General features: G+C 49.9%; 8 protein-coding genes. 5 read left to right on the forward strand and 3 right to left on the reverse strand.

Going from position 1 to position 13,194, the window contains the following annotated elements; translation table 11 throughout:
* The first annotated feature begins 124 nt into the window (after positions 1 to 124).
* Positions 125 to 742 (forward strand): LysE family translocator, encoded by a 618-nt coding sequence (locus L2712_RS06660; RefSeq protein ID WP_033538038.1) that lies wholly within the window; start codon positions 125 to 127, stop codon positions 740 to 742.
* 61 nt (positions 743 to 803) lie between these two features.
* Here the strand turns inward: L2712_RS06660 and L2712_RS06665 are convergent, their stop codons facing one another.
* Positions 804 to 2,054, reverse strand: a complete 1,251-nt coding sequence (locus tag L2712_RS06665; protein ID WP_248977275.1) for a GNAT family N-acetyltransferase — start codon at positions 2,052 to 2,054, stop codon at positions 804 to 806.
* A 186-nt stretch (positions 2,055 to 2,240) separates the two neighbouring features.
* On the opposite strand from L2712_RS06665, the gene ggt reads away from it, so the two are divergent.
* Positions 2,241 to 3,971, forward strand: coding sequence for a gamma-glutamyltransferase (gene ggt, locus L2712_RS06670; RefSeq protein WP_248977276.1), 1,731 nt, complete (start codon positions 2,241 to 2,243; stop codon positions 3,969 to 3,971).
* A 67-nt stretch (positions 3,972 to 4,038) separates the two neighbouring features.
* Here the strand turns inward: ggt and L2712_RS06675 are convergent, their stop codons facing one another.
* Positions 4,039 to 5,613 (reverse strand): methyl-accepting chemotaxis protein, encoded by a 1,575-nt coding sequence (locus L2712_RS06675; protein WP_248977277.1) that lies wholly within the window; start codon positions 5,611 to 5,613, stop codon positions 4,039 to 4,041.
* Positions 5,614 to 5,733: 120 nt separating this feature from the next.
* Positions 5,734 to 7,320 carry a dipeptidase gene (locus L2712_RS06680; RefSeq protein WP_428848611.1) on the reverse strand — a complete coding sequence of 529 codons (1,587 nt, stop codon included), beginning with the start codon at positions 7,318 to 7,320 and terminating at the stop codon, positions 5,734 to 5,736.
* A 266-nt stretch (positions 7,321 to 7,586) separates the two neighbouring features.
* Here L2712_RS06680 and L2712_RS06685 point away from each other — a divergent pair, with 266 nt between their 5' ends.
* The 3 genes from L2712_RS06685 to L2712_RS06695 all read left to right on the forward strand — a co-directional run bounded on the left by L2712_RS06685 (position 7,587) and on the right by L2712_RS06695 (position 13,185).
* Positions 7,587 to 9,767 carry a M3 family metallopeptidase gene (locus tag L2712_RS06685; RefSeq protein WP_248977278.1) on the forward strand — a complete coding sequence of 727 codons (2,181 nt, stop codon included), beginning with the start codon at positions 7,587 to 7,589 and terminating at the stop codon, positions 9,765 to 9,767.
* Between the two features lie 417 nt (positions 9,768 to 10,184).
* A complete protein-coding gene (locus L2712_RS06690; protein ID WP_248977279.1) occupies positions 10,185 to 10,841 on the forward strand; it encodes a methylamine utilization protein in 657 nt (218 codons plus the stop codon).
* 10 nt (positions 10,842 to 10,851) lie between these two features.
* A complete protein-coding gene (locus L2712_RS06695; RefSeq protein WP_248977400.1) occupies positions 10,852 to 13,185 on the forward strand; it encodes a putative bifunctional diguanylate cyclase/phosphodiesterase in 2,334 nt (777 codons plus the stop codon).
* The last annotated feature ends 9 nt before the right edge of the window (positions 13,186 to 13,194 follow it).

Raw genomic sequence — 13,194 nt, forward strand, 5'->3', positions numbered from 1 at the left:
CTGCTTATTTAAGTAAGGTAAATTACAATTGAAAAACCAGCCGTCCAGGCTGGTTTTTTTGTTTGCAGCGGCGTCAGAAATCACTACACTAGCCTGCCTAGTCACTCCCAATGCAGCGCCTGAGATGTCAGAACATATTCTTATTGCCGTTTTTCTGCCCACCTTCTTCTTTGTCTCTATCACCCCTGGTATGTGTATGACATTGGCAATGACGCTGGGCATGAGCATAGGCGTGCGTCGCACCCTGTGGATGATGATAGGTGAACTGGTAGGGGTCGCCCTGGTAGCGATTGCCGCTGTGATGGGCGTTGCCACCATGATGCTCAACTATCCACAGATCTTCGAGATGCTTAAGTGGCTCGGCGGCGCCTATCTTGGCTATATCGGCATTCAGATGTGGCGTGCCAAGGGCAAGATGGCCAGCCTGGACACCCAACAGATGGAGATAAGCAAACAAGCGCTGATATCCCAAGGCTTTGTTACGGCAATAGCTAATCCTAAGGGCTGGGCCTTTATGATCTCCCTGCTGCCCCCTTTTATCGATGTTGAGCGCGCTGTGGCCCCCCAGCTGAGTCTGTTATTGGCTATCATCATGATGACAGAATTTGTCAGCATGCTGGTCTACGCCAGTGGCGGCAAGTCACTCAAGTTGTTTCTGGCTAAGGGCGATAACATTAAATGGCTCAACCGCATTGCCGGTTCGCTCATGATAGGCGTAGGGATCTGGTTAGCCCTGGGCTAAGGCTCGATGATTTTAGCCTAATGGCCAAGCACGCTTGTTTAAACTTAGCGGTAGCGCTGAACTAGGTCTTTTCCTTATAGGGCAATATCCCCGTTAGCTCACCCATATAGGTCTTTACCGCCGTTTCCTCTTCGATAAGAAAATCGGCGATGGCGCGGCGAAACTCACTACGCCCTATCTCATGCACCGAATAGGTGGCTATCGGCTCAAAGCCGCGCAGCACCTTGTGTTCCCCCTGCGCGCCCGCATCAAATTTTTGCAAACCTTTGGCAATGGCATACTCTATGCCCTGATAATAACAGGCCTCAAAATGCAGCCCTTCTATCTCCTGTAGCGTGCCCCAATAGCGCCCGTAGAGGCAGTCGGCACCTAAAAAATAGAGGGCGGCAGCAATAGGCTGACAGGAATTTTCATCACCTGAGCGCTCGACGATCAGCAGCCGAAGGCTATCGCTCATGGAGTCAACAAGCTGCTTAAAGAAAGCCTGATTCAGATATCCCTGATGGCCAGAGCGTTTGTAATAGGTGCGCTGATAACAGCGCACAAAGTGACTCAGCTCATCCGCTGATATCTCCGAGCCGTTGACAAAACGAAAGCTCAGCCCGGCCTGTACAACTTGGCGGCGCTCCTTGACGATCGATTTACGTTTGCGACTGGTCAAAGCAGAAAGAAAATCTTCAAACTGGCGATAGCCCCTGTTAAACCAGTGAAACTGAGTGCCGAGGCGCTGCAAATGCCCCTGTTTCATCAAACTGACTCGCTGGGGCTCCTGCAAAAACAGGCTATGCCAACCCGATGCCGCACCAGCCTGCAACAGCTCATCGAGAAACTCACCTATCGCGGTGATCACCTGCTCTGTTTCAACCTCGGACAAACTCTTCTTTAGACCGATACGCGGGCCGGTCGCCGGAGTAAAGGGGATGGCATTGACCAGCTTAGGGTAATAGTCCAAACCATGTCGCTCATAGGCCTGGGCCCAGGCCCAGTCGAACACATACTCGCCATAGGAGTGCCCCTTAAGATAGAGGGGCATCACGGCGAGCACCTTAGTGGGTGTAATCTGTTGGTCATCGCCTTTAACACTAGCCTGATGACTAGCCTTCTCTTGCCCGGCCTCGCTGACCACCAGGTGCATGGGGCGCCAACCTGTCTGCTCTCCCACACAGCCACTCTGCTCAAGGGCATTTAGATACTCATAACGACAAAAAGGGTTAGCCTCGCCTAAGTTGGCGCCTCCCATCAGGGCATTCCATAGAGGCGCCCCCAGGGTGGCGATTTGACTAACACACTGAATCGAATATGATGCCGCCAAGGCGTGCTCCTTAAAAAGATGGCTTGATTTCAGCTGTGATAATCGGCACATTGAAACCAAGAGAACTGACTCAGTAGCTTAACACGCTGAATCTTCTTATCACTCTTCTTACTCTTAACGCGCGTATTAGTTGAACACTCTTATTACTTGAAACACTCATATTATTTTAAACATTAAGGAACCCGTGTGCGTCCAATAAAAACCTTACTCTTTGCCATTAGCCTCAGCCTCCCCCTCGTTGCCGGGCAATTTGCCCATGCTACCGAAACCTCTATCTATAGCCACAGCGCCACTGTGCAGCCTGTTTGGGCCAAACACGGCATGGTCGCCAGCCAAGAGGCTGTCGCCACTCAAGTCGGCGTCGACATTCTTAAACAAGGCGGCAATGCGGTCGATGCGGCAGTAGCGGTCGGCTTTGCCCTAGCCGTTACCCTGCCAAGAGCCGGCAACATAGGCGGCGGAGGCTTTATGTTGGTGCATCTTGCAAAAGACAACAAGACAATTGCAATCGACTACCGTGAAGTCGCCCCCGAGCGCGCCCATAAGGATATCTTTCTCAATGAACAAGGCGATGCCGTCGCCAAGCTGAGCCGCGAACATGGCCTTGCCGTGGGAGTCCCTGGCACGGTAATGGGGATGGAGCTCGCGCTGAACAAGTATGGCACCATGACCATGGCGCAGGTGATTGACCCGGCGATTAAACTGGCTCAGCAAGGCATTAAGGTTACTCCGGATCTTGCCAGCTCCCTTGCCGGACTCAAGCGCCGCATCGCCCAGTGGCCAAGCTCTAAGGCGATCTTTTATCGGCCCGATGGCAGTAATTTCGAGATAGGCGACACCCTCACCCAGAAAGAACTGGCCCATTCGCTAACACTCATCAAACACCATGGCAGCAAGGGCTTCTATGAGGGCGAAACCGCAAAACAGATCGTTGCCAGCGTCACTCAAGCCGGCGGTATTATGACCCTTGAGGATCTCAAACAGTACCAGGTCATTGAGCGCCAACCCGTCGAGGGCGAATACCGTGGCTACAAGGTGATTTCAATGCCGCCTCCCTCTTCTGGCGGCATCCATATTATCGAGATGCTCAACATGCTTGAGCCTTATCCCATCGCCAAGCTGGGTCACAACACAGCAGATACGCTACACCTGATGGCCGAAGTGATGAAACGCGCCTATGCCGACCGCAGTGAATACCTGGGAGACCCAGATTTTGTTGAGGTGCCGGTAGAGACGCTTACCAGCAAGGCCTATGCAAAAGAGCGTGCCAAAGGGATCGCCATTAACCGCTACACACCAAGTAGCGAGATCTCTCCCGGCAAAGTTACAGGCTATGAGAGTCCACAAACCACTCACTACTCAGTGGTCGATAAGTGGGGCAACGCGGTGGCTAACACCTATACCCTCAACTTCAGCTATGGCTCAGGATTGGTGGCCGAAGGCACAGGCATTTTGCTGAACAACGAAATGGATGACTTCTCGGCCAAACCTGGTGTGCCCAATGGCTATGGCCTGATTGGTGGTGATGCCAATGCCGTCGAGGGCCGTAAGCGCCCCCTCAGCTCAATGAGCCCAACCATAGTGATGAAAGAAGGTAAGCCCTTTATTGTCACAGGCAGCCCAGGTGGCTCACGCATCATAAACACCACCTTGCAGATCATCATGAATGTTGTCGATCACGGCCACAATATTGCCGAAGCCACCTATTCCAGCCGGGTGCATCACCAATGGCTGCCCGATGAACTGCGAGTAGAAAAGAGCCTTAATCGTGACACCATCTCACTGCTCGAAGCCAAAGGTCACAAGGTCAATGTGAAAAATGCGATTGGCTCCACCCAATCGATAATGGTCACTGACCATGGCTTATTTGGCGCCTCAGATCCCCGCCGTGCCGGTAGTGCAACGTCAGGCTACTAAGCCAGATTCGCACATAAAAAAAGGGAAGCTAAGCTTCCCTTTTGTTTTACTGGATTTCACGTAAGACTCATTTGGCCTTGGCAAGGCTTTGTCGCCAGAACTGCTGCGACAGGTGTTGGGTCTTGGCCGATAGCCTGGCGACCTGTTCACCTCGCTCGGCCGCATCCTGAGTCTGACTCAGACTCGCCAGCGCCAACTCATTGATCAACTGAATCGATTGGCTGATCTCGTTAGCCACCGCCGTCTGCTGGCGCATTGCGGCCGCATTAGCATCACTCATCTGGTTGATATTGGTGATCGCGGCGCGAAGATCTTCAAATGAGGCATCGACCTGCTGCGCCAGTCCGACAGAACGCTCAGCCTGACTTTGTCCCGCTTGCATGGTTTGACTCGCCTTTAGGGTACTGTCCCTGAACTTACTGACAATCGCCTCAATATGACTGGTGGATTCGCTGGTACGACTCGATAACTGGCGCACCTCATCGGCCACCACAGCAAAGCCACGGCCTGACTCACCGGCTCTGGCCGCTTCAATAGCCGCATTAAGAGCCAGTAGGTTTGTCTGCTCAGCAATACCACGGATCACCTCAAGCACCCCGTTGATCTCCTGGCTATCTTGCTCGATAGAGGCAACGACGGCGGAGAAATTACTCACCTCCTGATGCAGGCCTTTAATGGCCACAATCACCTCTTCGAGTAGCTCATGTCCCTTTTCGGCGGCCTGATGGCTCATCGACATCTCCTGGGCTGCCTGCTGAATATTCTGACTGACCTCGTTAAAGCTGGCACTCATCTCTTCCACCGCTGTGGCCGCCTGACTGGTTTGCTGGCTCTGACTGTCGGCACGTTCCCGGGTGTGGTTGATGGTCTCATTCAAACTTGTGCTCAAATGCTGAATCGACTCGGCAGAATCTGCCATGCGTCCAACTGCGCCGCCGGTTTCCGTGAGCAGATACTGCAAAGCGAAACTCAGCTTACCCAGCTCATCCTGGCGCCCACTGTACACCGCCGTCGCAAGGGGATCGTCGACAATGCCTTTTGCCTGCTCGACCAGGGTATTGAATGGCTTAAGGGCGACATAGAGCCCCGCCAGCCCGAAAGATGCGGCAACAAGTAACGCCAGTATCGGCGAATAGCTCGTCAGCACGACACCTATTATCAAGCTGATCAGCAACAGCAGAGCGAGACGCTGGGCAAACCCTAACCGGGCCGTCTTCATCGCCTTGGGCTGTTTGCCCGCGTTAAGCACGCCATAGATGGCCTGAGCGTTATCAATCTGCGCCCGGGTCGCTTTTCTGCGTACCGATTGATACTCATGCACATGACCCGCTTCAAATACCGGTGCCACATAAGCATTCACCCAATAATGATCGCCTGACTTAGTACGATTTTTGACTATCCCAACCCAAGGCTTACCCTGCTTGAGTCGCGACCACATAGACTCAAACGCCGCGGCGGGCATATCCGGGTGACGCACTATGTTGTGGGGCTGACGATACAGCTCCTCTTGAGTAAATTCAGAAACTTGGTTAAATCCGGGATTGGTATATTTGATCTTGCCCTTAAGATCTGTGGTCGACAACAAGATAGTGTCGTCGGCAAACACCTTCTCTTTTTGTGTGACAGGTTGGTTATTTTTCATATTCTTGTTCTTCTGGGTACAAAGACGTTAACCATATTGTGTCAACGTCATGATAAAGTCATTGATAATTATCAATAAAAACTACAGCTCACCTGAAAACAATTGAGCCGTTATCCAGGCTTAATCGGCCGTAGCCGACTCAAGAGGCTTGGCCTGCTCGCCCGCCACAGCCAGCTCTACAAAGGCGGCGGTATACATCTGTAGATTCAGCATAAACTGCGCCTTGGTGATAAATTCATGTTCACTGTGGCCGGTATATTCCACGCCTGGCATAGCAGGACCAAAACTCAAAGCATTAGGAAAGAGCTTACTATTGGTTGAGCCCCCAATGGCCACAGGCTTGGGTGATGGTGTATCGGTAAAGTGCCCAAATACAGACAGCAAGGTCTGCAGATGAGGCGCCTTGTCCATTAATTTAGGTTCGCCCCAGTAGGTCTGGATGGCTTGTAGCTGAACGCCTTGCTCTCGCTGCCATTGAGCTAAGGCCTGTTGGGTCTCGGCGTCAAGTTGCTTTGGAGATTTGCCTAAGGGCCGACGTAAATTCAGTACGATCTCAGTGCCGGACTCGCCAGGCTTTACTAAGGTCGCGGCTAGGGTCATGGGCCCCATAAACTCATCGCGATAGGCGATATCGCCAAACTGCTCGCCATAGAGGCCAAGCCCCACCATCTGGTTGATAAATTTAACCGTCAACGCCGGTTCACTGACAGAAAAGTCGATATCACTGAGCAAGGCCGCCAGATGTGTCACGGCATTCACCCCATCTTCAGGGGTTGAGGAGTGGGTCGATTTACCCTCAGCCGTTATGGTTAGCCTATCCCCTTGGCGGCAAAAATCATAATGCATACCTGCCTGCTCTGTCGCTTTGCGCTTAAGACTGGCAAAGATAGCATCGCTGATATTATCCAGCTGCGCCTTAGCCTGCTGGGGTACCTGACTGGCAAAGGCGCCGCCGCTAAACTCAGTCATTCTTGGCACAATCTCTGACGTTTCGATTGCTGTTTCCATCTTAGGAATAGTAAAACGAATCTCGGACCAGCCCTTCTCGGCGGTGACCACTGGATATTCGGCATCTATGGTGATGTTAATCTCAGCCGGCGTAAATTCGGTGAGAAACGCCCTCAAAGGTTCCCAGTCTGACTCTTCAGCCAGATAGACCATCAATTCGATGCGTCGATTGAGTGCTAATCCCTTATCTTTTATGGCCTTCATGGCGTACATGGCGGTGACTATCGGTCCCTTGTCATCCTCAGTGCCACGGCCAATCAGATAACCAGGCTGAGACTGAGTGTCGAGCGTAAAAGGATCTTGTTGCCAAAAGCGGGGATCTGCCGGCTGAACATCACCATGGGTGATCACCCCTAACTTATCAGACTGCTGCCCAAGGCCGATGAGCACTACATAGCCCCGGTCACTATAGTCCAGCCCCAGACCTTCACTCAGCTGTTTTAACTGCGCCTTGAAGCCTATGAACTCTGGGTGAGTCAAGGGCGTGTGCCCCTCAGTGGCCACCGTCTTAAAAGGAATAAGACTCGATAGTGCGCTAACTGTCTGCTCACCGTAGGTGTGCATGGCATAGTTCGCGACCTCATCGGCCAAAGGCGAGATCTTTACCGCATCATTTGGGGTATGAGCCTGAGGCATAGAAGTTGTCAGCAGTAGGGCTAAGGCGGTCAAACCTGTTGCTAAAGGGGCAATAGACTTCATCTTATTCTTATGATTGTTAATTTAAAGATGAAGCATTTTGCCACATTTGTGTGCATTTAGGATGCAGAAACAGCCAATTCAAAACATTTGTTACAAACAAAACACAAAAGCGATAGATTTACCTTTCAGAACCATGATAATGAACAGTTTCGTGCCAGCTAACATTACATTTTTAGTTGGCAAATTTAACGGCCTAATCGGCTACGCCAAGAGTCGTGACGCTAGATCACGGCCATCAAACAAGCCAATTATCGGGGAATAAAAATATGAAGGGATTAACCCTCAAGCCAATCGTATCAGCTATGGCCCTTGCCATAGCACTAGGTGGTTGTAGTGCTCAGCAAGGAGCTAGCCAGGAAGCCGAAGTAGCACCCAAAGTGGTCGCTCAGCGCATCATAGATAACAATGCCAGCAACCCCTTCTTTAAGCCCTATGACACTTTTATGGGCATTCCTGATTTCGACAAGATCAAACCAGAACATTATCTACCAGCCTTCAAGGCGGGTGTCGCCCAGCAGAAGGCTGAGATCCAGGCGATTATCGATAATCCAAACGCGCCAACCTTCGCCAACACCATCGAAGCCATGGAGTATTCAGGCAAGCTAACCACTAAGGTGGCAAGCGTCTTCTATAACCTGACCAGCGCAGACACTAATGCCCAGTTACAGGCTATCTCCAAAGAAGTCTCACCTATGCTGTCGGCGGCCGGTGACGATATTTTACTAAACGACAAGCTGTTTCAGCGTGTGAAAGCCGTTTATCAACAACGCGATAGCTTATCTCTAAACACGGCTCAGCAAAAACTGCTGGAAGATACCTATAAGGCATTTACCCGTGGCGGCGCCAACTTAAGCGAAGCAGACAAGGTTAAGCTCAGAGCCTTGAATGAGAAGATAGGTAAACTCAGCCTGGAGTTTGGCGACAATCTGCTGGCAGAAACAAACGCCTTCGAGCTGGTGATCGACAATCCGGCCGATCTGGCCGGTCTGCCACAGGATGCAGTCAACACTGCGGCGCAAACCGCCGAAAAGAAAGGTCACCCTGGCAAATGGGTATTCACTACTCAACGTCCTTCTATCACCCCTTTCCTCACCTACGCCGACAATCGCGAATTGCGTGAGAAGATCTACAAGGGTTATGTAGAGCGCGGTAACAATAACAACGCCCATGACAACAAGAAAATCTTGGCAGAAATGGCGGCCCTGCGTGCCGAGCGCGCTCAGCTGATGGGTTATAAGAGCCACGCCCACTTCGTGCTCGAAGAGCGAACCGCTAAGACCCCTGAAAACGTCTATGGCCTGCTCGACAAAGTCTGGCCAGCAGCACTGGCTCAAGCCAAAGCCGAAGTGGCAGAGATGCAAAAGCTAATCGACGCCGAGGGTGGCAACTTCAAGCTGGCAGCCTGGGACTGGTGGTACTATGCCGACAAGATCCGTGTCGCCAAATACAGCTTTAACGAACAGGAAACCCGCCCTTACTTCTCGCTGGAAAACACCCTTAAAGGCGTGTTCTACACAGCTAATCGCCTGTTTGGCATTACGGTCAAGGAGCGCACCGATCTGCCCAAGTACAATGACGAGGTGCGTACCTGGGAAGTGTATGACAAAGACGGTTCGCTAATGGCGATCTTTATGGGTGACTATTATGTGCGCGACAGCAAACGTGGCGGCGCATGGGCTAACTCTTATCGCAAGCAGTATAAGATGCACGATGTGGAGTCTAAGCCTATCATAGTCAATGTCCTCAACTATCCACGCCCTGTGGGAGACGAACCTGCGCTACTGACCTTTGATGAAGCCAGCACACTGTTCCATGAATTTGGTCACGCGCTGCATGGCATGCTGTCAGATGTCGAGTATCGCTCACAATCAGGCACCTCTGTGCCGCGCGATTATGTGGAATTTCCGTCTCAAGTGATGGAAAACTGGATGACCCAGCCTGAAGTCTTGGCGCAATTTGCCAAACACTACAAGACAGGTGAAGTGATCCCTCAGTCGTTAGTTGAGAAGATCCGCGCAGCCAGCAAGTTTAACCAAGGCTTTGCGACTGTCGAATATATGGCAGCGACTAAGCTGGATCTCGACTGGCACACTCTCAGCGACTTCGAGCCCAAAGATGCGGCCAAATTTGAAGCCGATTCACTGAGTAAGATGGGACTGATTGAGGAGATCGCGCCGCGTTATCGCAGCACCTACTTCTCGCACATCTTCTCCGGTGGCTACTCAGCCGGCTATTACAGCTATCTCTGGTCTGACATATTAGGCGCCGATGCCTTCGAGGCCTTTAAAGAGAATGGCATCTTCGATAAAGCCACTGCTGACGCGTTCAGAAACAACGTCTTGTCTCAAGGTGGCAGTGAAGATCCTATGCAACTTTACAAGCAGTTCCGTGGTAAAGAAGCAGGTATAGAACCCCTGCTTCGCAGCCGAGGACTATTGTCAAAATAATCTGTTATCAATATAAAGATGATCGCTCAACGATCGTTAACGCTGGTAAAGCAAGAATGTGATTATTCTTGCTTTACCTTGATTAATACCATATCGAAAGCGCAAAAACCCTCGCTGAGTCGGTCACTTTCTTATCTGTATTGATGCTCATATTTCTGAGCATCATTTTTATTCTACAACCTAGCTTAAACACTAAAACCTAATAGATAACCCTATCGGCGGCCCTAATAAAATGGCTGAACGCCCACCACAGGCAAAATAGCGCTAAGCTTATAATGCGCTACCGCGTTATTAAAGATGAATATTAAGCAGCAAGGTTTAACAGACTCTTATTATTATGGTAAAACATTGATATTAACAATTGTTTAACAGACACTGACCCATGTTCGGTTTTGACTGATGAACTGAGAAAAATTGATGCTAAAACAATTAATGTTACCCACACTTTTCGGATTGATGTTTTCCGCTCAGATCCACAGCGCAAGCATTAAGATCGATATTTCTGATAGTCAGGCCCGCCCCATTGCCGACGCAGTAGTTGAACTGATCCCGGCGCAAGAGACGCTAGCAGTGCCAACCCCAATAGAGACTGAACATTATGAGATAAAGCAGCAGAATCGAACCTTCAATCCATTTGTACTGGCTATTCCCCAGGGCGCTAAAGTCGATTTTCCGAATCTAGATAAAACACGCCATCACGTGTACTCATTTTCAGAGGCCAAGCCTTTTGAATTAAAGCTATATGTGGGGAAAGCGGAAGCACCTGTGTTATTCGATAAGCCAGGGTTAGTTGCCATCGGCTGTAATATTCATGACTATATGCAAGCCTTTATCTATGTGGCTAAAGGCCCCTATGTCGGCGTTACTGACGACAGTGGCCATTTAGTGTTAAACGATATTCCCAAAGGCAATTACCAAGTCAAACTCTGGCATCCGTGGCAACTAAGCGTTTCAGAACGGCTCCCGCTGACGGTATTTGATGAGCCTCAGTCACTTTCGCTAGAGTTACAAATCAAGCACCAACCAAAACCCTCTTCGCCCCCAGCTGGTTTTAGCCAGCTCGTAACCGAATAAGTCAGTGATGATACAAAATAGCTTCCGTAACCGACTTATCATCGTTTTTCTGTTTTTGCTGACATTAGTGCAGCTCGCTACCGCCGCCTTCGTCTTAAGCGCGACCCTAAAGGATAATCGGCAACAGCAAAAACAGAGTTTAGTGATCGGTACCAACGTATTTGCTGAAATGTTATTGAATCGAAGCATACAGCTTAATCAAAGCTTATCAGTGCTCAGCGCTGATTTTGGCTTTAAGCGAGCCGTTGCGACCAAAGAACAAGATACGATCGAATCAGTATTGAGTAACCATGGCATGCGTATTGGTGCTGCGGCAGCGATTTTACTCTCTCCTGATGGAAGACTCCTTTCATCAAGTCTCGCACAGCTCCAGCAGCGTGACATAGACTCACTGTTTAAGTTGACTCAAAGTGCCAATAGTGACTTTGCTGTTCTCAATTTCGACCATGCTAGCTATCAATTTGTACTGCAACCCGTAAAAGCCCCTACGCTGATCGCATGGGTCGGAATGGGGTTTCTGCTCGATGCGTCAGTCGCAAACCAGGCCAAACGGATCACGGGGATCGATATCAGCTTTGTCAATCAATCGGGTGACCGCATAGAGATGGTATCAACCTTGCCGCCCGCACAACAACAAAGTGTCCTGAAACAACTTCAAGCCGTTGAAAATGTCGACAGCACAGTACAAGACAACTTACCCCTAGATTATCTTTCCGTGGTACAACAACTTGATAAACACGGGTTAAATCAGTGGGCGATATTGCATCAATCCGTGGATAAATGGCAGCAAAACTACCTGTCACTTCGCAATAATATGCTGTTGATTTTTGCCATTACATCCCTGCTTGCATTTGCGATCGCCACTTGGTTTGCTCGTGGGTTAACGCGGCCAATATATTCGCTAGTCAACTTCGCTCGGCGGGTTGGTCAGGGTGAAAACCCCGACAAGATTGATGGCGCACCGGCCGAGTTGCAAGTACTGGCCGATACCCTTTCAATCATGCGAGGCAACATTGAAACTCGTGAAAATGCGCTGCTTTACCAATCACAACATGACGCGCTCACAGGACTTTATAATCGCTTCGCGGCAAAACAATTGTTAACGGAAAAAATAGGTATGCTTAATGGCTGCCTAGTCCTACTCGATATTAAGCATTTTCGGCATATCAATGACATTATCGGCTTTGCCAATGCCGACAAGTTATTGTTGTTGTTCTCTCAGCGCTTAGCGACGCTCAGCGACGATATCAAGCTTATAGCACGCTTAGATGGTGACTCATTTTTACTGCTTTTCGATGAGCCATTAACCGAAAAAACGATCGAACAATTCCTACTAAAATTGGCAGTTCCCTTTACCATTGAAGGTTCGAAAATCAGCCTAACGGTAAGAGCGGGAATGATTAATTTGGTTAATCAATACCATAATATCGACACCTTGCTACGCCATGGTGAAATCGCACTCAACCATGCTTGCTTGTCGAACCTCAGCGTTGCTGAATATCAGGTGGGAACCGATGAAAAATATCAGCGTGAACTTGCACTCGTCAGAGAGCTACCCGAAGCCTTGTCAGATAGACAACTGCATCTGGTTTATCAGCCTAAAATCAATATTCAACAGGGTATTTGTTATGGCGCCGAAGCCTTAATCCGTTGGCAACACCCTACTCTTGGTTTTATTCCACCAGATGAGTTTATTCAACTCGCTGAAAACTCGGGTAACATCTCGATTGTGAGTGAATGGGTAATATCAGAAGCTGTGTCTCAGCTGGTCAAATGGCACGCTGAAGGGCTGGATTTATCCGTGGCAATCAATCTGTCGGCACACGATTTAATCGATGAAAGTTTGCCAGCGAGGATTTGCGCGCAATTAACGGCGCATGGGCTCCCCCTCTCTTCATTGGCCATTGAAGTGACTGAAGGCGCAGTCATGACTGACACTCAAGCCGCCATTGATGTATTGACGCAATTTAAGGACCTCGGGATCCACGTCTCAATTGATGACTTTGGAACGGGGCACTCATCACTCGCCTACCTAAAAATGTTGCCAGTAGATGAAGTTAAGATCGATCGCAGCTTCATCAAAGATATCCACCTCAATGACACGGATCTGATGATAGTGCAAACAAGTATTCAACTCATTAAAGGGCTCAATCTGTCAGTTGTCGCCGAAGGGGTTGAGTCCATCGCGGGTATCGATATTTTACGCAAGCTCCAATGCGACAGCATACAAGGATATGTATACGCCAAACCGCTAAAAGCCCTTGATTTCAGACAATGGGTGCAGAAATTCAACTCAGTGACGAAACCAGTCGAATCAATGACTAAGCCAGCCGAACATGAATAGGGTGCCTCT

This window comes from Shewanella marisflavi (assembly GCF_023283925.1).
Classification (GTDB): Bacteria; Pseudomonadota; Gammaproteobacteria; order Enterobacterales; family Shewanellaceae; genus Shewanella; species Shewanella marisflavi.